This window comes from Methylocella silvestris BL2 (genome assembly GCF_000021745.1).
Taxonomy (GTDB): Bacteria; Pseudomonadota; Alphaproteobacteria; order Rhizobiales; family Beijerinckiaceae; genus Methylocapsa; species Methylocapsa silvestris.
In genome coordinates, this window is sequence record NC_011666.1 from 4188086 (window position 1) to 4209496 (window position 21411).

General features: G+C 64.7%; 20 protein-coding genes. 12 read left to right on the forward strand and 8 right to left on the reverse strand.

Annotation, left to right across the window (positions count from 1 at the left end; translation table 11 throughout):
- Positions 1 to 168: 168 nt before the first annotated feature.
- Positions 169 to 822 carry a DsbA family oxidoreductase gene (locus tag MSIL_RS19425; RefSeq protein WP_012592775.1) on the reverse strand — a complete coding sequence of 218 codons (654 nt, stop codon included), beginning with the start codon at positions 820 to 822 and terminating at the stop codon, positions 169 to 171.
- A gap of 281 nt (positions 823 to 1103) precedes the next feature.
- The gene (locus MSIL_RS19430; RefSeq protein WP_012592776.1) at positions 1104 to 2936 is read right to left on the reverse strand and encodes an extracellular solute-binding protein; all 1833 of its coding nucleotides are present in this window, start codon (positions 2934 to 2936) and stop codon (positions 1104 to 1106) included.
- Between the two features lie 486 nt (positions 2937 to 3422).
- On the opposite strand from MSIL_RS19430, the gene MSIL_RS19435 reads away from it, so the two are divergent.
- Positions 3423 to 3986 (forward strand): invasion associated locus B family protein, encoded by a 564-nt coding sequence (locus tag MSIL_RS19435; protein WP_012592778.1) that lies wholly within the window; start codon positions 3423 to 3425, stop codon positions 3984 to 3986.
- Between the two features lie 72 nt (positions 3987 to 4058).
- Here the strand turns inward: MSIL_RS19435 and MSIL_RS19440 are convergent, their stop codons facing one another.
- Positions 4059 to 4694 carry a response regulator transcription factor gene (locus tag MSIL_RS19440; protein ID WP_012592779.1) on the reverse strand — a complete coding sequence of 212 codons (636 nt, stop codon included), beginning with the start codon at positions 4692 to 4694 and terminating at the stop codon, positions 4059 to 4061.
- Positions 4691 to 6166 (reverse strand): histidine kinase, encoded by a 1476-nt coding sequence (locus tag MSIL_RS19445; protein WP_148213151.1) that lies wholly within the window; start codon positions 6164 to 6166, stop codon positions 4691 to 4693. The genes MSIL_RS19440 and MSIL_RS19445 overlap by 4 nt, the downstream gene beginning before the upstream one ends.
- Positions 6167 to 6384: 218 nt before the next feature.
- Here MSIL_RS19445 and pyrH point away from each other — a divergent pair, with 218 nt between their 5' ends.
- The 11 genes from pyrH to recO all read left to right on the forward strand — a co-directional run bounded on the left by pyrH (position 6385) and on the right by recO (position 18867).
- Complete coding sequence (gene pyrH / locus MSIL_RS19450) at positions 6385 to 7143, forward strand: UMP kinase (RefSeq protein ID WP_012592781.1); 759 nt, start codon at positions 6385 to 6387, stop codon at positions 7141 to 7143.
- A 75-nt stretch (positions 7144 to 7218) separates the two neighbouring features.
- Complete coding sequence (gene frr / locus MSIL_RS19455) at positions 7219 to 7779, forward strand: ribosome recycling factor (RefSeq protein ID WP_012592782.1); 561 nt, start codon at positions 7219 to 7221, stop codon at positions 7777 to 7779.
- A gap of 201 nt (positions 7780 to 7980) precedes the next feature.
- Positions 7981 to 8763 (forward strand): isoprenyl transferase, encoded by a 783-nt coding sequence (locus MSIL_RS19460; RefSeq protein WP_012592783.1) that lies wholly within the window; start codon positions 7981 to 7983, stop codon positions 8761 to 8763.
- A 31-nt stretch (positions 8764 to 8794) separates the two neighbouring features.
- On the forward strand, positions 8795 to 9697 hold the full coding sequence (locus MSIL_RS19465; RefSeq protein ID WP_012592784.1) for a phosphatidate cytidylyltransferase: 903 nt from the start codon (positions 8795 to 8797) through the stop codon (positions 9695 to 9697).
- A gap of 152 nt (positions 9698 to 9849) precedes the next feature.
- Complete coding sequence (gene dxr, locus MSIL_RS19470) at positions 9850 to 11088, forward strand: 1-deoxy-D-xylulose-5-phosphate reductoisomerase (protein ID WP_012592785.1); 1239 nt, start codon at positions 9850 to 9852, stop codon at positions 11086 to 11088.
- Positions 11089 to 11184: 96 nt separating this feature from the next.
- The gene (gene rseP, locus MSIL_RS19475; RefSeq protein WP_012592786.1) at positions 11185 to 12330 is read left to right on the forward strand and encodes an RIP metalloprotease RseP; all 1146 of its coding nucleotides are present in this window, start codon (positions 11185 to 11187) and stop codon (positions 12328 to 12330) included.
- Positions 12331 to 12694: 364 nt separating this feature from the next.
- On the forward strand, positions 12695 to 15142 hold the full coding sequence (bamA, locus tag MSIL_RS19480; protein ID WP_041368198.1) for an outer membrane protein assembly factor BamA: 2448 nt from the start codon (positions 12695 to 12697) through the stop codon (positions 15140 to 15142).
- Positions 15143 to 15420: 278 nt separating this feature from the next.
- The gene (gene lpxD, locus MSIL_RS19490; protein ID WP_012592788.1) at positions 15421 to 16470 is read left to right on the forward strand and encodes a UDP-3-O-(3-hydroxymyristoyl)glucosamine N-acyltransferase; all 1050 of its coding nucleotides are present in this window, start codon (positions 15421 to 15423) and stop codon (positions 16468 to 16470) included.
- Positions 16471 to 16626: 156 nt separating this feature from the next.
- Entirely contained in the window at positions 16627 to 17100 is a 474-nt protein-coding gene (gene fabZ / locus MSIL_RS19495) for a 3-hydroxyacyl-ACP dehydratase FabZ (protein ID WP_012592789.1), read from the forward strand.
- A 31-nt stretch (positions 17101 to 17131) separates the two neighbouring features.
- The gene (locus tag MSIL_RS19500) at positions 17132 to 18103 is read left to right on the forward strand and encodes a quinone oxidoreductase family protein (protein WP_012592790.1); all 972 of its coding nucleotides are present in this window, start codon (positions 17132 to 17134) and stop codon (positions 18101 to 18103) included.
- A 20-nt stretch (positions 18104 to 18123) separates the two neighbouring features.
- A complete protein-coding gene (gene recO, locus MSIL_RS19505) occupies positions 18124 to 18867 on the forward strand; it encodes a DNA repair protein RecO (protein WP_012592791.1) in 744 nt (247 codons plus the stop codon).
- 39 nt (positions 18868 to 18906) lie between these two features.
- On the opposite strand, the gene rpmG is transcribed toward recO, so the two are convergent.
- From rpmG to MSIL_RS19525, 4 genes are all read right to left on the reverse strand, one after another.
- Positions 18907 to 19074, reverse strand: a complete 168-nt coding sequence (gene rpmG / locus MSIL_RS19510; protein WP_012592792.1) for a 50S ribosomal protein L33 — start codon at positions 19072 to 19074, stop codon at positions 18907 to 18909.
- Positions 19075 to 19180: 106 nt separating this feature from the next.
- Positions 19181 to 20374, reverse strand: a complete 1194-nt coding sequence (locus MSIL_RS19515) for an MFS transporter (RefSeq protein ID WP_012592793.1) — start codon at positions 20372 to 20374, stop codon at positions 19181 to 19183.
- Between the two features lie 26 nt (positions 20375 to 20400).
- Positions 20401 to 20892, reverse strand: coding sequence for a DUF983 domain-containing protein (locus tag MSIL_RS19520; RefSeq protein ID WP_012592794.1), 492 nt, complete (start codon positions 20890 to 20892; stop codon positions 20401 to 20403).
- A gap of 99 nt (positions 20893 to 20991) precedes the next feature.
- Positions 20992 to 21393 (reverse strand): DUF302 domain-containing protein, encoded by a 402-nt coding sequence (locus MSIL_RS19525; RefSeq protein ID WP_012592795.1) that lies wholly within the window; start codon positions 21391 to 21393, stop codon positions 20992 to 20994.
- Positions 21394 to 21411 lie beyond the last annotated feature (18 nt).

Below are 21411 nucleotides of genomic sequence, written 5' to 3' on the forward strand. Positions count from 1 at the left end.
GCGCCTATAATTTATCCAATCCCGTTAGGTTTTGGTTAACCGGAATGAGGCAGCGGCCCATGCCGCGCTGATTCGGCCTGCCGAATTAGGGACCGGGTCGAGCCGGGACGCAACCGCGCCGACGCGCCGGTCCGCCGGGGCGAACAGCTTCTTCGCGCAAAAGCCGCTTCATTCTTCCTGGACGGCGCGAAACAGGGCGTCGGCGAAATCCTCCGCCGGGACGAGCCCGTGGATCGTCTCCTTGCCGGCGATGATAAAGCGCGGCGCCCTGTCCATGCCGAGCGAGCGGAAGCCAGACAGCTCCTGGCGGAGCCCCGCGACGTCATCGTTCATTCCAAGGAACGGCGCCGCGAGCTCCGGATCGACGCCGCTGTGCGCCGCGAGCAGCAAAAGCGCCTCGCGATCGCCGATATCGACGCCGCCCATAAAAAACGCCCGAAAGATCGATTCGACCAGCTGCAGCTCGACGCCGAAACTGCGGGCGTAACGAATCAGCCGATGCGCCTCGAACGTATTGGGCTGGCGGCGGATCTTGTCGAAAGCGAACCGGAGGCCGAACTCGCGCCCTTGCTCCTCCATGTCCTGCAGCGCCTCGCGGGCCTTTTGGGGAGAGCCCCAGCGCTCGACAAGATAGGCGCCGCGATCCTGCCCTTCGGGCGGCAGTCCGGGATCGATCTGGAACGGGTGCCAGCGGATGTCGACCTCAAGCCCCGGCACCGAGGCGACGACCGTCTGGATCAGCCTGAGGCCGATGAAGCAGCGCGCGCTAGCGAGATCGCCGATAAAGTCGACGGGAATCGGCTCGGATTGTTTCGCGCTCATGCAAAGATCACACCGGACTTTCGACGGGTCCCAGGGGTTCGATAGAGATGAACGTCGCGGCAGAAAAAAATATCAACTTTCAATAAAATCCAACAATGACACGTCACAACACTTCATATCCTAAAGGCCGCGGCCGACTCTCGCATCAGGCTGAATCGTTTTACTATCGTTCGGCCAAATAATACATGGAGCCGTGGCGCCCGATCAAGGCTTTCTTGGCGCGGCTGCGACTTATGGATGCGGCGCCGCGTAGCGGAACGCTCTGCACAGCATGGTCGCCGTCAAGGCTGCTTGCGCCACCAATTGTCGAGGGTCGAGCTCGCGGTCGGGGAGCCGTAGCGGGGCAGCGCCGCCGGGCGCGCCAGCGCGGTCGAGGACGCCGTCCACAGATCGGACGAATGAAACAGCGGCACGATATAGAAGCCGGACAGCAGTACGCGGTCATAGGCGCGCACCGCGGTCACGAAATCCTCGCGGCTGCGGGCGGCGAGCATGGCGGCGATCAGCGCGTCGACGGCGGGGGATTTGACGCCGGCGAGATTGAACGAGGCCTCCTGGTCGGCGCTCTTCGAGCCCCAGCGCGAGCGCTGCTCATTGCCGGGCGAGGCCGAGGCGAGCCAGCTGCCGATCATCATGTCGAAGTCGAATTTCTGACGGCGGCGCTGATATTGCACTTCATCGACCAGCCGCACTTTGGCGGAAACGCCGATCCGGCCGAGCGAATCGGCATAGTTCAGCGCCAGCCGCTCCTGATTGCGGTCTTTCACCATGATCTCGAAAGCGAGCGGCGCGCCGTCCTTGACGAGCTTGCCATTCTCGAGCTGGTAGCCCGCCTGCTCGAGCAGGGCGAGCGCGCGCTTTGGCATGGTCCGGTCGCGCCCCGACCCGTCGGTTTCGGGCGGCCGCCATTTTCCCTCGAGAATGTCCTCCCGCACGGCGCCCGGAAAGGGCGCCAGCAAAGCGCGCTCGGCGGCGCTGGCCGGCCGGCCCGTCGAGGCGAGTTCGGATTCGTCGAAGAAGCTTTTCGTGCGCTTGTAGAGTCCGCTGTAGAGATTGGCGTTGATCCACTCGAAATCGAACATCATGCCGAGCGCCTCGCGCACCCTGATGTCGTCAAAGAGCGGCCGGCGCAGGTTGAAGACGAAGCCTTCCATGCCTTTCGGGCCGCCGGCCGGCAGCGCCTCCCGGCGGTCGCGCCCCTCGCGCATCGCCGGAAAATCATAGGCGCTGGTCCAGCGCGACGGGCTCGTCTCCTCGCGGTAGTCGAGGAGTCCCGCGGCGAAGGACTCGAACAGGCTGTTGGCGTCGCGAAAATAGTCGATGGCGATCTCGTCGAAATTATAAAGGCCGCGGCGGACCGGCAGATCCTTGGCCCAATAATTCGGATCGCGCTTCAACACGAGCCGCTCGCCGGGCTTGACCTCGGCGATCTTATAGGGGCCCGATCCGATCGGAACGGTCAGGCTCGCGTCGTCGAATTTCGAAAGATCGACGGCATGGCGCGGCAGCACGGGCATCAGCGCAAGCGTCAAGGGCATTTCGCGGTCGGCGCCCGAACCGAGCTCATAGCGGATGGTCAGCGGATCGGGCGTCTCGACCGATTTGACGAGGGAATAGGCGGCGCGGTGCTGCGGCCGCCCGCGCGTCTTCAAAAGCTCGAAGGTCCAGCGCACGTCCTCCGACGCGATCGGCGTTCCGTCCGAAAAATGCGCGGCCGGATTGAGCCGGAAGGTCACATAGGTGCGGTCCGCGTCGGTCTCGACGCTTTCGGCGATGAGTCCGTAGAGCGTGAAAGGTTCGTCGAGCGAGCGCGTCATCAGCGTCTCGAAGACATTGCCGTTGAGGCCCTGCGCCGTCGATCCGGCCTTGAGATTGAAGGGATTGAGGCTGTCATAGGCGCCGGGAAAGCCGATCGACAGCTTGCCGCCCTTGCGCGCCGCCGGATCGGCATAGGGCAGATGGTCGAAATCCTCCGGAAGCTGCGGCTCCCCGTGCATGGCGATAGCCCCGCGCGGCGCGGGCTGCGCCAGCGCCGGCGCGGCCAGCGCCAAAGCGAAGCAAAGGACAGCGCTGGCGAGCGCCGCGAAGCGGCTGTTGCGGGGGGCGTTCGTCATCGCGGCAGTCTGGACCGTTCCTCGTCAGCGCGGCGCGCCCATGTCGCCGCCGGCGCGCGGCTCCTGCGCCTTGCGGGCATAGTTTGCGCAGCGGGCTTGCCAGCCGCCCCCATGTTGGTTAACCCGGACGCCATTGCTGCGAAAGACATAAACGCTGCCGCGTGGCGACGCCATCCTTGACGGCGTCGCGAATGTCAGTTTTGTCTTGCGCCGCCGCTCTTCGCCCGGGCCCCTTCCGAGCGCTTGAACCAAACGGGCCGATGAATTGAAAGGAATTCTGATGTCTTTGTCGTTGAGCGCCTCGGCGCGGCGGGCCTCGCCGGCGCGCTCCTGCTCGCCGGCGCGCCGGCTTTCGCGCAGCAGAAGAAGCCGGCCGCGGCGCCCGCGCAGCCGGCTCCTGCGCCAGCCCCGGCGCAAGCTCCCGCCGCACAGCCCGGATCGCCGGTTCCGCAGCAGGCGCCGCAGCAGGGCCCGTTCCGGGTCGATTTGCTGCCGACGCAGAACGACTGGACCAAGGTGTGCGGCAAGGATCAGGCCGCCAACAAGGAAATCTGCTACACGACGCGCGACTTCAGCTCGCAGAAGGATCAGCCGCCGGTTCTGGCGCTCGCCGTCTACGATATCAAGGGTGAGGACACGCGCATCGTCCGCCTTCTGATGCCGGTCGGATTGATGCTGCGTCCGGGCTTCCGCTTCACGATCGACAAGGGCCAGCCGCTCGAAGGCGGCTTCGAAATCTGCTTCCCCAATGGCTGCTTCGCCGAAGCCAAGGTCAAGGGGACGACGATCGCGGAGTTGAAGAAGGGGACGGTAATGACCGTCGACGTTAAGAATCAGGCGAACAACCTCGTCACCTTCGGGGTGCCCCTCGCCGGCTTCGACAAGGCGTTCGACGGGCCGGCGGTCGATCCCAAGGTGCTCGAGGAGCAGCAGAAGAAGCTCCAGGCCGAGTTGCAGAAGCGGGCCGAGGACGAGCGCAAGAAGCTCGAAACCCAGAAGACCGACGGAACCGGCGGCGCGGCTCCGCCCGTGGCTCCGGCCAAGCCGTAGCCCGGCGGAGGTTTGCTTCGGAAGCGGCGGCTTATTCGCCGCTTCCTCAAACTGAATAGAGGCAGACGCCGCTCAGCCGCGGCCCCGCAGCTCCACCGCAAATTTGATCAGCGCCGGGCTGGTGCCGATGCCGAGCTTCTGTTTCACCGCCGAGACGATATTCGCCGCCGTCTTGTAGCCAATCGCTAAAGCCGCGGAAATCTCGGACAGATTCTTGCCCTCGCCCAGCAGGGTCACCACCTGCTTTTCCCTTTCGCTCAGGACGCGCAGCGGGTCTTCCACCGGTTCGAAATTGGCCAGCGCAAGATTTTGCGCGACCGACTGACCAAGATAGACGGCGCCGGCGAGCGCCTTGTCGATCGCCTGCAAGATCGCGTTTGGATCGTCGTTCTTGGTCACATAGCCGCGCGCGCCGCGCTCCAGCGCTCGCGTGACGAAGCTCGCCGCCTCATACATCGTGAAAATCACGATGCGGGTTCCGGGATTGTCCCGCAGCAGCTCCGGAATGACCTCAAGGCCGCCCTGGTCGGGCAGTTCGAGATCGAGAATGATGACCGCGGGCCGCAGGGCGCGGTTGGCGTCAAGGCCCGCCTGCGCGGAGCTCGCCTCGAAAGGCTCGAAATCCGGCCTCCGCGCCAGGATGCGCAGGCAGCCGTCCCGGACGATCGGATGATCCTCGATGAGGAGAATTTTGGTGCGTTCGCTCATGAATGAATCGCGGCTCCTTCCGCGCGTTCGCCACCCGCAGGCGAATTTGTCTCAAACGAAGATGTCTCCGCCGCCTTGACGATGGGCGTTTGGCCGGCGACTGGGATCACGGCCTCGATCCGCATTCCGCCGCTCGCGCCCTTCTTGATGCTCAGCCGCCCGTCGAGCTTCCGCGCCCGCTCGCTCATGCCGAGCAGGCCGAAACCATAGCGCAATTCGGGCGGAGGTCCGATCCCGTCGTCGGCGATGACGAGCCGAATATGCGGCCCGGCCACGTCGAGTGTCTCGACCGCCATGGCGATGCTGACTGCGCTCGCCCCCGAGTGGCGGGCGACATTGGTGAGGCATTCCTGCACGATGCGATAGGCGGTGAGGCTCGCCTCCTCGTCGAAACGCCGCTCCGCCTCGGCGCCGGTAATATCGATCGCACAGGAAAAATCGCGGTGCTGCGCGGCGAAGGTTTCGACAAGCTGGCGCAAGGCGTCGGCGAGCCCCATCTGGCGCAGCACGACCGGCCTGATGCGCTCCAGAATACGATAATTCTGCTTCTGGATGGCGTCCGCCAGCGCCGAGATGTTTTTCGCGCGGTCGATGATCTCGTCTTTTTCCGCAGGCGTCCCCGCGCCTGCGGCGGCGGCCTCGACGACGCAGGAGGCGGCGACGCGAATGCCGAACAGCGAGGCGCCGAATTCGTCGTGCAGCTCCCTTGCAAGCTCCTTGCGCTCGGCGTCCTGGATGGAAAGCAGCCGGTCGATCAGGAGATGATTGTCCGCCTCTGCCCTGGCTAGCGTCGCGGAGAGCTTGTTAAAATGCTCGCCGATGCGGGAAAGCTCGGCGATCTTGATCTCGCCGACGCCGCCGAACTGTCCGCGCCCGAGCCGGTCGAGGCCCTCGACGAGCTGACGCAGCGGCTCCAGCGTGTGGCGCGCCGCAAGAATGATCAGCACGACGATAGCGATGGAGAGGACGGTCAGCAGCGTCGTCAGAAAGAGAAGGCTCGCCCAGATTTCGGCGATCTCATCGGCGGGCTCGCTCGCCATCAAGATCTCGCCATGCGGTCCGCCGTCGATGGTCACCGGATAGGTTTTTGTGATCGTCGCCGGGCGCAGCAGGCGTTCGAACCAGGCGGGGGCCGTCTCCCGCCCCGGCGCGGAGACCGGCTGACCCGGGGCGCCCGGACCATTGACGAAGGAAACCTTGATATGGCGCACATGGGCGAGGCCCTCGCGCAGCCGGCTGAGGGCGCTGGCCTCCGCGGCGGCGTCGGAAGCCGGGGCATCGGCGAGATCGTCCAGCGCATAGCGGATCAGATGGTCGCCGAGCGTCAGCCCCGAGGAAATTTCCGAGGCGATGCGGCTTTTTGCGCCATACAGCGTGACGGCGATCACGACGGCGATTCCGAGCGCGAGAATGCACGACGGGATGAGAATCAACTGCATCCGGATCGAGTTCTGCGCGGCGGAATGAGGCATCGGCTTCGGCGCCATGTCCTTCGTAAATTTCTTTATCTTTTGCGGCGCTGCGCGCGCTTCTGAATTCACCTATGCCCCGTCGACGGCTCCGCTGCAATAAGATGCAGGGGCGTCAGCGCGGCGGGGGCTTGACGGGTCAAGGCGGCGTGGATCATGTAGCGAGCCCGCCGCAGCGGCGAACAGGCGGGATTATCTTCATTGCGATAAGGACGGCGCTGATGAACGAGATTGCGCAAAGCTCCTCCGCGCCTGCGCCGCTGGCGCGAACTTCGCCGTGGCGGCGAGTCGTCGTCAAGCTGTCCGGCGAGGCCCTGATGGGGCAGGGCGGATTTGGCCTCGACATGCCGACCCTGACCCGCATCGCCGCGGATCTGTCCTCTGCCGCCCAACTCGGCGTCGAGGTGGCCGTCGTCGTCGGCGGCGGCAATTTCTTCCGCGGCATCGCCGGCGCCGATAAGGGCATTGAACGCGCGCGGGCCGATTCGATCGGCATGCTCGCGACGGTCATGAACGCGCTCGCGCTCGAATACGCCATCGAAAAGGCCGGCAAGAGCGCGCGCGCTCTGTCCGCCGTGCCGATGCCCTCGCTGTGCGAGCCCTTCTCGCGCCAGGCGGCGTTGCATCATCTCGGCAAGGGGCGCATCGTCGTGCTTGCCGGCGGCACCGGAAACCCCTTTTTCACGACCGACACGGGAGCCGCCTTGCGCGGCGCGGAACTTTCCTGCGACCTGATCATGAAGGCGACGCAAGTCGACGGCGTCTATTCGGACGATCCGAAGCGCAATCCGGCGGCGACGCGCTACGAGACGCTGACCCACGACGAGGCCATCGCCAAGAACCTCGCGGTGATGGACACCGCCGCTTTCGCCCTTGCGCGGGAGAACCGGATTCCGATAATCGTCTTTTCCATTCGTGAGCCGGGCGCGATCAGCGCGGCGCTGCAGGGCCAGGGACGCTTCAGTCTCGTCTCGCCCTGACATGCGCCACGCCGCGCCGGAAGCTTGGCCGTCCTTGCTCCGCCTTCGGGGCGGACGCCTCAACAGGGTCTGATCATGAGCGCTGAATTCGACCTGGCTGACATCAAACGGCGCATGCAGGGCGCGATCGCCACTTTGAAGCATGAACTGGGCGGGCTGCGCACCGGCCGGGCCTCGGCGAGCCTGATCGAGCCTGTGAATGTCGAGGCTTACGGGCAAACGATGCCGTTGAACCAGGTCGCGACGATCAGCGTGCCGGAGCCGCGCATGCTGTCGGTTCAGGTGTGGGACAAGGGCATGGTTGGCGCCGTCGACAAGGCGATCCGCAACGCCAATCTGGGCCTCTCGCCGACGGTCGAAGGCCAGGTGCTGCGCATCCGCATTCCCGAGCTCAATGAGCAAAGGCGCAAGGAAATGGCCAAGGTGGCGCATAAATATGCCGAGGACGCGCGCGTCGCGATCCGGCATGTGCGCCGCGACGGCATCGACGTCCTGAAGAGGCTCCTGAAGGACAAGGAGATCAGCGAGGATGACGAGAAGCGCCACGAAAGCGAGGTGCAGAAGGCGACGGACCAGTGCGTCGCCGACGTCGATTCGGCTCTCGTCGCCAAAGAGCGCGAGATCATGCAGGTGTGAGGCGGCTCGTCCGAAGAGGCGAGCGCCCGGCGAGCCGCCCTTTGTCGGACTTCAGACCGCGGCGCCGCGATCGCTTGGCGCGACTCGAGCATTCGGCGTGGTTACGAAAAGCCCTCTAAACGGGACTTTTGGCAAAATATCGCTTAAACAGTTTTCGACGGCCGCGCGCGCGGGGCCGTCGCAATCCTTGATCAGGACAGCATGCGAAGCGTGACCTCGAACAAGCCAGACGTCGCGGCCGATCCGCGCCCGCTCCGCGTCCCCGTCCATGTCGGCGTCATCATGGACGGCAATGGACGCTGGGCCGCGAGCCGAGGCTTGCCCCGTATTGAGGGGCATCGGCGCGGCCTTGAGGCTTTGCGCGGCGCGGTGCGGACGGCGATCGACTTCAAGCTCGACTATCTCACCGTCTATAGCTTCTCGATGGAGAATTGGAGCCGCCCTGTCACGGAGGTCGCCGACCTCATGGGGCTGTTGAAGCGCTTCATCCGCAACGATCTCGCCGACCTCAAGAAGGCCAATGTCAAGATCAAGGTCATCGGCCGACGCGATGATCTGAAGCCGGACATCCGCGCCCTGTTGCAGGAGGCCGAAACGGCGACTTGCGGCGGAACTGGCCTCAATCTCATCGTCGCCTTCAACTATGGGGCGCGGCAGGAGATCGCCGCCGCCGCCCGAGCGCTGGCCGAAGAGGCCCGCTCCGGCCTGATCGATCCGGCCGATATCGACGAGGCTTTTTTTGCAAGCCGTCTCGACACCGCCGGCGTTCCCGATCCCGATCTGATCATCCGCACGTCCGGCGAGCAGCGCCTGTCGAATTTTCTGATGTGGCAGGCGGCCTATTCCGAATTCGTGTTTCTGCCGATTCACTGGCCGGATTTCGACCGCAAGGCCTTCGCCGCAGCCGTCGAGGAATTCGGCGCGCGCGAACGGCGTTTTGGCGGCGTCACCCCGGCGGCGACGGCAAGCGCAGCGAGGACATAGCCATCTCCAAGGGACGCCGGTTGCGCCTTTGATGAGACATAAGGGCGCCCAACACACGCGCGGCCTCGCGCCGCAACCCGCCAAGGGCCTCGATTGGAGTCGTCCCCGGCGGCGGCTGACCGATCTTGCGCCGCGCGTCGCCTCGTCGCTCGTGCTCGCGGCGGCGCCGCTGACGGCCGTCTGGCTGGGCGGCGCGATCTTCTCGATGATCTGGTTCATCGCCACCCTCGCGGTCGGCTGGGAGTGGCAGACGCTGATCGGCGCGGCGCGGCCGCGTCTGCGTTTTCTTGCGGCGGCGGCGGCGCTGGCCCTTGCGACCTATCTCGCGGAGCAGCAGCATTATCTTGCCGCCTGCGCGATTTTGGTCCTCGGCGGCGCTCTCGCCGCGCTTGCGGCCGAGCCAGGCAAGCGCGTTTGGACGTTCTGCGGCGTGCCTTACGCGGGGGCGCTGATTGTCTCGGTCAGCCTGCTCTATTTCTCGCCGACGGATGGGTCCCGGGCAATTTTTTGGCTTTGCGCCACAGTGTGGGGAACCGATGTCTTCGCCTATTTTGGCGGAAGGCTGATCGGCGGCCCAAAACTCTGGCCGCAGATTTCGCCGTCAAAAACCTGGTCGGGAACGCTCTGCGGCGTCGTCGCCGGCGCCTCGCTCGGCGCCATTGTCGGCGCGCATGGCGTCAGCGCGACGCGGCTTCTCGCTCCGATTTTCGCGCTTGGCCTCGTGACGGCGATCGTCTCGCAGGCGGGAGATATTTTTGAGTCCTTTGTCAAACGCCGCTTCGGCGTCAAGGATTCGAGCGCGCTGATTCCGGGTCATGGCGGCTTCATGGATCGGCTCGACGGCTTCATCGCGGCCGGCGCTTTCGCCGCCCTGGTCGGCGCCTTGCACGGGGCGCCGGGCGCCTTCGCGGCGGGCCTGTTCGACTGGGGGTAGGGCGGCCTCGAGGCAGCTTCCCTCTGCGGCCGATTGGCCACAGGCCGGCCGAAACCGCAACCCGGCTGCTACCCTTTTGTTTTCCGCCATGATTTTATCTCTGCAGGCGCAGAGCGCGCCGAGGCGCCATCGGGGCGTAATTGGATAGGGCCATGAAAAAAGTCGTTCAACTGCGGCCCTCCCGCTCCGGCGAGGCGAGTTCGCCGGACGCCGATTCGCGCCGCGTCGTGCTGCTCGGCGCGACCGGCTCCATCGGCCGCTCGACCGTCGAGATCATCAACGGCGCCAACGGCGCCTTCAGCGTGGCCGCCGTCGCCGGCGGCAGCGACGCCAAGGCGCTCGCCGCCGTCGCCATCGAGCTTGGCGCGGAATTCGCCGCCCTTGCGGATCCGTCCGGCTATGCGGATTTGAAAGCGGCGCTGTCTGGAACCGCGATCGAGGCGGCGGCCGGTCCCGAGGCGGTGATCGAAGCGGCGCTGCGGCCGGCCGACATCGTTGTCGGCGCCATCGCCGGCGCCGCCGGCGTCGCGCCGACCTTCGCCGCGCTGGCCGCCGGGCGCATCATCGCGCTCGCGAATAAGGAATGCCTCGTCTGCGCCGGGCCGGCCTTCATGCGTCAGGCGGCCGCGTCGGGAACCCGGCTTTTGCCGGTCGACAGCGAGCACAACGCCATTTTTCAGGCGATGGGCGACGCCGAATTGTCGTCCGTCGAGATGATCACCCTGACGGCCTCCGGCGGACCATTCCGAACCTGGAGCGTCGAGGCCATCGCCGCCGCGACGCCGGAGCAGGCGCTCGCCCATCCAAACTGGTCGATGGGACCGAAAGTCACGATCGATTCGGCCGGCCTGATGAACAAGGGGCTCGAAGTCATCGAGGCGCATTATCTGTTCGGGATCGAGACGGCGCGGCTCGACGTGCTGGTTCACGCGCAATCGGTGGTGCACGGCCTCGTCGCCTTCTCAGACGGATCGGTCTCGGCCGGACTCGCCGCGCCCGACATGAAGGTGCCGATCGCCCATTGCCTGTCGCATCCGCGGCGTCTCGTTACCAAGGCGCGCCGGCTCGATCTCGCGGCGATCGGCCAGCTCACCTTCGAGCGTCCGGATTTTAACCGCTTTCCGGCCCTGCGCGTCGCCCTCGACGCCTTGCGCGCCGGCCGCGGTCTTCCTACTGTATTGAACGCCGCCAATGAGATTGCCGTGGAGGCGTTCCTGAAGCGGCGCATTTCGTTCCACGAGATCGCCAAAATCGTCGAGCAGGCTTGCGAGGCGGCGCTGTCCGATGGCGTCGCGCGCGAGCCGGAGACGATCGACGAGGCGCTCGCCATTGATTTCGCCGTGCGCGAACGCACGCGCGCCCGTTTGCCGGGGACCGCGGCGGCGTCATAACCGGCTCGGTCGGCGGCCGGCGGGTCGAAGTTTTTCGGCGCCGCCCGCGCCAAGGCGGTCGCGGCGTGCGAGTCCGCAGTTCGTCTGGAGAGCCAATTGACGATTTTAACCCATATCTGGTCGGCCGCCGTCTACATCATCCCGTTTATTTTCGTCCTGAGCACGGTCGTGTTCTTCCACGAGCTCGGCCATTTTCTGGTCGGACGCTGGTGCGGCGTGAAAGTCGACGCCTTTTCGCTCGGCTTCGGACCGGAGCTCTTCGCCTTCGTCGACCGCCATGGCACGCGCTGGCGCCTCGCCGCGCTGCCGCTCGGCGGCTATGTGAAATTTCACGGCGACGCCAATGGCGCCTCGATGACCGATTCGGCCGCCGCCGCGTCCATGGCGCCGGAAGACCGCGCGGTCAGCTTTTTCGCGCAGCCCGTGGCCAAGCGCGCCGCAATTGTCGCGGCCGGCCCGATCGCCAATTTCATCCTCGCGATCGTCATCTTCACCGGGGTCTTCTACGTCAACGGCCGCGCCGTGCTCTCGCCGCTCGTCGACGCGGTGTCGGCGGGCAGCGCAGCCGAAGCGGCGGGATTCCAGCCGGGCGATCTCATCGTCTCCATCGATGGCAGGAAGATCGACAGTTTCGAGGACATGCAACGCATCGTGCAGGTCTCGAGCGACGCCATGCTGACTTTCGGAGTCGACCGCGCCGGGAAGACCATCGAACTCGTGGCGACGCCGCGGCGGCGCGACGTCTCGACTCCGTTCGGGACCACGCGCGTTGGCGTGCTCGGGGTCGAAACCCGCGGCAAACCAGATAGCTGGCGCGTCGAACGTTATGGCCTCATCGAATCCTTCGGCCGCGCGACCTCGGAAACCTGGTATGTCGTGGCCCGCACCGGCTCCTATCTCGGCGGTCTGGTGATGGGCCGCGAATCCGCCGACCAGCTCTCGGGGCCGATTCGGATCGCCGAAGTTTCGGGAGAGATGGCCAAGATCGGCATTGCCGCGCTGCTCAATCTGGCTGCGGTGCTCTCCATTTCCGTCGGCCTCTTGAACCTGATGCCGATCCCGCTGCTCGACGGCGGTCATTTGTTCTATTACGCGGTGGAGGCGATCCGCGGCCGGGCGCTCAACGAAAAGGCGCAGGAGTTCGGCTTCAAGATCGGGCTCACCCTTGTCGCCGGCCTGATGATATTTGCGACATTCAACGACATCCTGCGCCTGACGCGCCAGCTGATGCGGTGGGGCTAGGTTGCGATAGTTTGGATTCATTCAATCCGGACCAGGAACGCGATCGATTCCAAGTCTTTCGACTATGAGGTCGCCCAGGAAAGTCTGTGCTTTCGGCGTCATGCTCCGGCCTGTCACGCAATTGAGGTAAAACATTAACTTTAATGTTTAACCATCTAATCACCGCAAAGCGTGTCTTGATCGCCACGCCCGGGCCAAAACGCCACAATTGCGGGAATCTTCGTTTGCAGGCTCGGGCAAAGCTTGTAGAAGCAAAGTCCAAGGGTTCGCGAGCCGACGGCTGCCTCGCCCAATAAAGTCAGCAGGATCAGTCCTGTGGCTTTGGGCCGGCCGCCCCGGCAAGCGCGTGTGGAGACCGGTTTTTATGCAGTCTGTGCGTCGTCTTTTGAACCGGCTCATCGTCGCCGCCGCCGTCGCATGGTTGGTCGGCGCTCTTCCGGCCGCCGCGGCGGGAATCTCGGTGCAGGGCAACCACCGCGTCGATTCGGACACCATCAATAGCTATTTCGCGGGCTCGGATCAGGACTCGATCAACAAGGGCGTCAAGGCGCTTTATGCGACTGGCCTGTTCTCCAACGTCCGCGTGCTGCATGAAGGCGGCCGCGTGGTCATCGCGGTCACTGAGAACAATTTGATCAATCGCGTCGCCTTCGAAGGCAACAGCAAGGTCAAGACGGAAATCCTCACAGCTGAAGTGCAGTCGAAGTCGCGCGGGCCCTACAGCCAGGCGATCGTCGACGCCGACATCGAGCGCATCAAGGACGTCTATCGCCGCTCCGGCCGCGCCGCGGCCAAAGTCACCGCCCGCACCGTCGATCTACCGAACGGCAAGCTCGATGTCGTCTTCACCATCGACGAGGGCGACAAGACCGGCGTCAAGCAGATCAATTTCGTCGGCAATCAGGTGTTTTCGTCCGGAAAACTGCGTGACCTCATGCAGACGACGGAAATGAATTTCCTGTCCTTCTTCAAGACGTCCGACGTCTATGATCCGGACAAGATCGCCTCCGACCTCGAACTGATCCGGCGTTTCTATCTGAAGAACGGCTACGCCGACTTCCGCGTGATCGGCTCCGACGCTCAATATAACCCCACCGAGGGCGGCTACGTCATCACCATTACGGTCGAGGAAGGGCCGCAATATACGATCAGCGCAGTCGACATCGAATCGCATCTGCCAAGCCTCGACGCGGCGACGCTGCGTCCGCTCCTGCGCCTCGCGCCCGGCGAGATCTACAATGGCGACATGGTCGAAAAGACCGTTGACGCGATGACCAAGGAAGTCACGACGCATGGCTTCGCTTTTTCGCAGGTGCGCCCGCGCGGCGACCGCGATCCGGCCGCGCATACGGTGTCGATCGTCTTCGTCGTCGAAGAAGGGCCGAAGGTCTATGTCGAACGGATCGTCGTGCGCGGCAACAGCCGCACGCGCGACTATGTCATCCGTCGCGAATTCGAGATCGGCGAGGGCGACGCCTATAATCGCGTGCTGATCGAGCGCGCCGAGCGGCGCCTCAACAATCTCGGCTATTTCAAGAAGGTGAAGATCACCAATGAACAGGGCTCGGCGCCCGATCGGGTCATCGTCATCGTCGACGTCGAGGACCAGCCGACCGGTTCGCTGTCGGTGTCCGGCGGCTATTCGACCTCCGACGGCTTCATCGCCGAGGTGGCGGTGACCGAGACCAACTTCATGGGCCGCGGCCAATATGTGCGCCTCTCGGTGTCCGAGGGCCAATACGCCCGCGGCGCCGAATTCAGCTTCACGGAGCCCTATTTCCTCGGCAATCGTCTGGCCGCCGGCTTCGACGTCTACGCCAAGCAGTCGAGCGTCAGCTCCTATTCCTACTATAATAATTTCGTCACCGGCGGCACGGTGCGGTTCGGCCTGCCGATCACTGACGAAATCACCTTCTCGCCGCGTTATTCGCTGTTCAACACCTATATCTCGATCCCGAACAATTCGAGCTATCCCTACAATGATTGTAATAGCCCGATCTGGGGAACGACGCCCGGCGTCTATAACGGCACTTTCCTGTCCTATTCGAACAACTGTCTGGCCAACGGCGAAGCCTCGCTTGCTCTGAAGCAGGCGGCGGGCAATACGCTCACCTCGATGTTCGGCTATACGCTGTCGTATAATACGCTCGACAACAACAAGAGCCCCACTGCCGGCATTTTCGCCGAGCTGAGGCAGGACATCGCCGGCGCCGGCGGCCAGTCGCAATTCATCCGCACCACCGGCGACATTCGCTATTATCGCGAGATTTTCGATCAGGTGGTCGGCATCGTCCATTTGCAGGGCGGCGATATCTTCTCCTATGGCGGCGATCCGCTCCGCATCGTCGACAATTTCAACCTTGGCCCGAGCCTGGTGCGCGGCTTCGCGCCGAACGGCATCGGTCCGCGCGACGTCTCGAGCGGCTATTACTACTCCTCGGGCAATGCGCTTGGCGGCACGTCCTATGTCGGCGCCAGCCTTGAAGTGCAATTCCCGATCTGGGGGCTGCCGCGGGATATCGGCCTCAAGGGCGCCTTGTTCGCCGACGCCGGCAGCCTGTGGAACTATACCGGCCAGACGAACTTCAGCGTGAACGGCGTCTGCACGCCCAACAATGCGCCGCCGCTTTATACCCAGGGCAATTGCGTCACGCTCGGCGGCAATTCCTTCAGCATCCGGTCCTCGGTCGGCGCCTCGGTGATCTGGGCCTCGCCGCTCGGCCCGATCCGGTTCGATTTCGCCAAGGCCCTTTCGAAGGACAATGCGGATCAGACCCAGTTCTTCCGCTTCACCGGCGGCACGACGTTCTAAACGATGACCGGGAGGAGCCGAAAGGCTTGCCCGATCGGACGAGGATTGATTGAAAATCTGGAGAGCGGGGCGGCGCGCCTCGCTCTCAGATATTTCTGGCGATCTTGATGTGGTTTCGTCTCAGGGCATGCGTCCAAAACGCAGCGAGCTTCGTCGAATTCCGGGATTGAACGCGGGACGCATCGCCGCCCGAAAGGCGCCTGAGCCGCGCGCCGCAACCGGCCCCCGCGGCCGGGCGCCGGACCTTCGCGCGGCGGCTCTTCCCGGCCAGCGCCTCCATGAATGATCCGATCTTCTTCCTGCGGGCAAAGCAGCTGTCGCTCGCCGAACTCGTCGCCCTGACTGGAGCGCGTCCCGCAGACGGCGCCGATCTGTCGCCGCAGGTCTATGGCGGCGCGCCTTTCGAAGAGGCGGAGCCAGGCGATGTCACCTATTTCGCCCATCCAAAACGGCTTCATCGGCTGCCCGACACCAATGCAACCGCCTGTTTTGTTGCCGAGCGCTACGCCTTCGCCGCGCCGCGCGGGACGGCCGCGCTCGTCACGGACCAGCCGGAACAGGCTTTCGCGCAGGCCCTCGCGGCGATGTATCCGTCGGCCCTGCAAGAGGCTTCGCTCTTCGCCGCAGCGGGGGTCAATCCCGGCGCCAGCGTTCATCCGGAGGCGCGGCTCGAGCCGGGCGTCGCGGTCGATCCCGGCGCGGTGATCGGGCCGCGCGCGGAGATCGGCTCCGGTACGATCGTCGGCGCAAATAGCGTGATCGGTCCCGGCGTCAGGATCGGGCGCGATTGCTCCATCGGGGCGCAGGTCACGATCGTCAACGCGCTGATCGGCAACCGGGTCAAACTGCGCCCCGGCGCACGCATCGGCCAGGCCGGATCGCCGCAAAATGCCGCCCGCGCCGCGACGCCGCAGATCGGGCGCGTGATCATCCAGGACGACGTGGAAATCGGCGCCAACGCCGCAATCGATCGCGGCTCGGGCCGCGACACCGTGATCGGCGAGGGCGCGACCATCGGCAATCTGGTCGAAATCGGCGCCGACGTGACAGTGGGGCGCAAATGCCGGATCGGAGCGCTGGCTGTCATCGGCGGATCGGTTGAGATCGGCGATTTCGCGCGGATCGGCGCGCAGGCCGACGTCGGCGAACATCTCCACATCGGATTTTCAGCGCATATTCTCCCGCAAGCGGGGGTCGCAAGCGATGTGCCGCCTTTTGCGCGCTATGCCGGGTCGCCGGCGCGCCCGCTCCTGCGCGGGCTGCGCGCTCTGGCGCTGGTCGAGCGCCTTATCCGGCCGAAGCCGCCGGATCGCGGACGAGGCCAATAATGCCGCAAGCCGTCGTCTCACAGTTGCGGCCCCTCAAGGCCGCATTTTGCTTTGGACGGCGGCGTCCGTTAGATGATGAAAACATTCTTTGCCCGATAGAGGGCGGCGCGTCCGGATCACGTCGGCTGCGCGCGGCGAACCGGAAAAGGCGCGAACATGACCGAGCTGGCGGCGACGATCGAATCTTTCGATATCCTGCAGCTGTTGAAACATCTGCCGCACCGCTATCCCTTCTTGATGGTGGACCGCATTATCGAGGCGCGGAGCGATGGATCCGGCGTCGGAGTCAAAAACGTCACCTTCAATGAACCTCATTTTCAGGGTCACTTCCCCGGCCGCCCGGTGATGCCCGGCGTTCTTCTGGTCGAAGGCATGGCGCAGACCGCCGGGGCCCTCGTGATCCGGGCGCATGCGGGCGACGGTCCCGCGCCGCTCGTCTATTTCATGAGCATCGACAAGGCGAAATTCAGAAAGCCGGTGACGCCTGGCGATCGCGTCGAATTCCACATGAGTCCGACCAACAACAGGCGCAATATGTGGTGGTATTCGGGCCGCGCGCTGGTCGATGGCGTGCTTGTCTGCGAGGCGGATATCGCCGCAATGATCGCGCCTCCCGCGCTCGCGGAATAACGCGGCGCGGTCTCTTTCAAGGATAGAGCCAATGGTCAAGGCAGTGCGCGTTCATGAGACCGGCGGTCCGGAGGTGATGCGGATCGAGGATATCGAAATCCCTCCGCCCGGCCGCGGCGAGGTGGTCATGCGCAATCATGCGTGCGGCGTGAATTTCATTGACGTGTATTACCGCGAAGGCCGTTACAAGGCGCAGCTGCCTTTCACGCTTGGCGATGAATCCGCCGGCGAGGTGGTCGCCGTCGGCAAAGGCGTCAAATCTGTGAAAGCCGGCGACCGCGTCGCCGCTTTGTCGACGTTTGGCGGCTATGCCGAGGCGCGGCTCGTCAACGCTGACCGGCTGATCAAGCTTCCGAAGTCGATTTCCTACGAGACCGCCGCAGCGATGCTGCTCAAAGGCCTCACCGCGCAATATCTTCTGCGCCAGACGTTCAAGGTGAAGAAGGGTCATCGCGTGCTGATCCATGCGGCGGCGGGCGGCGTCGGCCTGATTCTCTGCCAATGGGCGAAGGCGCTCGGCGCGCAGGTGATCGGAACGGTCGGAACGCTCGAAAAGGCGGCGCTGGCGAAGAAGGCTGGCGCGAAGCACGTCATTCTTTATCGCAACGAGGATTTCGCTGCCCGCGTCAAGGAAATCACAAAGGACGAGCTCTGCGACGTCGTCTATGACGGCGTCGGCAAGGCCACGTTCCCGGCCTCGCTCGATTGTCTGCGGCCGCGCGGCCTGTTCGTCAGCTTCGGCTCATCGTCGGGGCCGGTCGACGCCTTCGACATCGGCCTTCTTGCGAGCAGGGGGTCGCTCTACGCGACTCGGCCGTCTCTGAATACCTATGCGGCCTCGTCTGAAGCGCTCAACAAAATGGCGGCTGACCTGATCGACATCGTCTCCAGCGGCAAGGTGGAGATCGCTCTTGGGGGAGCCTTTCCGCTCGAAGAGGCGGCCAATTTGCATCGCGCGCTGGAGAATCGGGAGACGACCGGCTCGCTCGTGCTGATTCCGTAAATCCCGCCCGGGCATCAGCGATGGAATGGCGCGATGAAGGCCTCATTATCGGGGTCAGGCAATATGGCGAGGCGAGCGTCATTCTGGAGGCGATGACGCGCGGGCATGGCCGCCATCTCGGCCTTGTCAGGGGCGGCCGGTCGCAGCGCATGCGCGCGGTCCTGCAGCCGGGCAACAGCGCCGAACTGGTCTGGCGCGCGCGGCTCGACGAGCAACTTGGAACATGGGCTATCGAGCCGACGCAGCTCCGCGCGGCCACATTGATGGCGAGCGCGGAGGCGCTGCATGCGGTCGGCCTCATCTGCGCGCTGCTTCGCCTCATCGCCGAGCGCGATCCGCACCCGGATCTTTATGAAACAGCGGTTTTGATCGCCGGCCACATCGGCGACGAGCGGCTTGCGCCCTTGCTCGTGCGGCTCGAGATCGAGATTTTGCGGGAAACCGGCTTTGGGCTCGATCTGTCCCGTTGCGCCGCGACGGGAGCGAGGGAGGATCTTGCTTATGTTTCGCCGAAATCCGGCCGCGCTGTTTCGCTTGCCGCCGGCGCGCCCTATCGCGAACGGCTGCTGCCGCTGCCGCCGTTCCTGCGCGACGAGGCGCCGGGCGGGGAGCCAACTCCGCAAGACGTCCTGGACGGCTTTGGGCTGACCGGTTTTTTTCTCAAGCGCGACGTTTTCACGCCGCGCGGACAGGGGATGCCGGAGGCGCGACGCGCCTATCTTGCGGAATTTTCGAAACGCCAAGAACGCTCTGCGACCGAATGAATGCATTCAGTCGGCGGGAAATCGCAACGCCGCAGACGATTACTTGATCTTGGTTTCCTTGAACTCGACATGCTTGCGCACGACGGGATCATATTTCTTGAACGACAGCTTTTCGGTCTTGGTCCGCGCGTTCTTCTTGGTCACATAAAAATAGCCCGTGTCCGCGGTGGACAGGAGCTTGATCTTGAGCATTGCGGCCTTGGCCATCGGGGGCAGTCCTTCGACAATAAGAAAACGCCCCGGCCCGCGCGTCAAGGCGCGGGGGGCGACAAGAATCCTTGAGCGCGCGACCATAAGGATCGTCGCCGCGATGTCAAGAACGGGGCTTCGCGGAGCCTTCGCGCGGGCCAGCGAGACGCGCGATCAAAAGATAGATCGCAAGCAGCGCGGCGATCGCCAGAAAAAATCCATGCGGCCCGAGCGCGTCCATCCCGGCGCCCATGATCGGAGGCCCGCCCAGCATGCCGCCCGAATAGAGCATGACAAAAGCAGCGTTCGCGCTCGCGAGCTCCGGCCCTTTGTAGCGCGCGCCGAGATAGCCGAGCGCGACGGCGTAAAAACTACCCGCGACGCCGCCCCAGATCAGCAGGAGGGCGCCAAACAGCAGCGAGGCGGAGGGCTCAAGGGCCGAGAGAGCAATCGCCCCGATCAGGCTGACGAGAGCGATCATCATGAGCAGGCGGCGACGCTCGATCATATCGGCGAGAAATCCGACGGGAAACTGAAACGCGACATTGCCAAGGGCGAACAGCGTGACGAACCATGCGCCGGTTTCCGCGCCAAGGCCGGAGCGGAGCGCGAAGACGGGCAACAATCCCATGCTTGCCGTCTCGATTGCGCCATGCAGCAGGCCGGCCAGCGTAGCGACGGGGGCGACGAGAAGAAAGGCAAGCACTGGCGTCGCGGAATGCGTTTCGATCGCCGGCGCCGATTTGCTGCCGATAACGATCGGCAAGGCCGCCGCGGCGAACAGCGCCATGGCGATCAGGAAGGGCGCGGAGCCGACCGTGCCGACGCAGGCGAGAATCAGCGGGCCGGCGGCGAAGCCAAGCGCGACGCTGGCGGCGTAGAAGCCGAGGATCGCGCCGCGTCGCTCGGGCGGAGCGACGGCGTTGATCCAATATTCGCTGAGGACGAACAGCACTGTGAGGCCGACGCCGAACAAAGCGCGAAGGCCGAGCCAGAGCCAGTAGTCGTCGCGGATCGCCATGGCGGCAAGGCAGAGCACGCATAAGATCAGCGCGGCAAACAAAAGCCGCCCGACCCCGAAGCGGCGCGCAAGATCCGGGATGAAACTGGCGCTTGCGAGCGTCGCAAAGCCGGCCGCCGCGGTGTTGATGCCGATTGCGCGCGCGCTAAAACCCTGTTCGCCGAGCCTGACGGCGATCAGGGTCATGGTCAGCGACAGACCGACGCCGACGATGGCTACTGTCGCGACCGCGCAGGCGATGGCGGCGAAGGGGCCGCCGGCGCGCCCGCTGGAAGACCGGCGCGGCTGATTGAGCATGGGTCCGATCCGAAATTCCGCGGCGATCAGCGCGCGGTGGCGATCGCCGGCGCGGATTGGGAGATTGGAGCCGTCAGGACTGGCGCGGGCTGCGCTCCCGGCGCCGTTTCAAAGCCATGCATGCGCAGGGCCCATTGATAGGCGACCAGCGCGCCCTTGATGCGGGGCAGAAACCATAATGACAACATAAGGGTCAGCGTCGGCCAGACCATCGCATGCAGCCAGATCGGCGCATCCGGCCAGAATTCCTCGCAGGCGAGCATCAAAGTGCCGATAATATGCCCGACGACGAATATCGTCGCATAGGGCGGCGCGTCGTCCGCGCGGTGATGGTGCAATTCCTCGCCGCAGTTCGGGCAGGCGGGGTTGACCTTCAGGAAACGGCCAAAGATCCGGCCTTCGCCGCAGGCCGGGCAACGCCCCATGAAGCCGCGACGGATCGAGCGCCAGATCGGGCGATCCCGACTTTCGTCTTTTCCCGGCGCGATAGCGGCAAAACCCGGCGCAGACGTAGCCATAAATGTCTCCCTTTCGCTCATTTCATGTGAAATGGGCCTTTGCGGCCCCAATTGCTAGCGCCTTGGCGTCGCAGGCAGGGCCCGATAGGATCGGCAAGCTCAAGCGCCGGCGGCGTCCTTCGCCAGCGCGGCGAGCGCCTTGCCGAGCGCGGCGACCGCCTTTTCGGCGCCCTCGCCGAATTCATGCCTGGCGGCGATCCAGGCAGGCTCCGTATAAGTCAGCCAAACCTTGTTGTCGGCGTCCTGCCAGATCAGCGCCTTCAGGGGGAGGTCGATTCCGATCCGTTGATCCGCCTGCATCAAGGGCGTTCCGGCGCGCGCATTGCCGAAAATCAGCAACAGCGTTGGCCGCAGCGGCAGGCCGGCGCTCGCGGCTCCGGCGGCGTGATCGATCCGGGCGAAGAGCGTCACATCATGAGTCTTTAGCGCGGCTTCGAGGCGGCGCGCGGTTTCCTCGACCGGAAAAGCGCTTGGAATTGTGACCAGCCCATTGTCGGCCATGACCGGCTCCTGAATTTG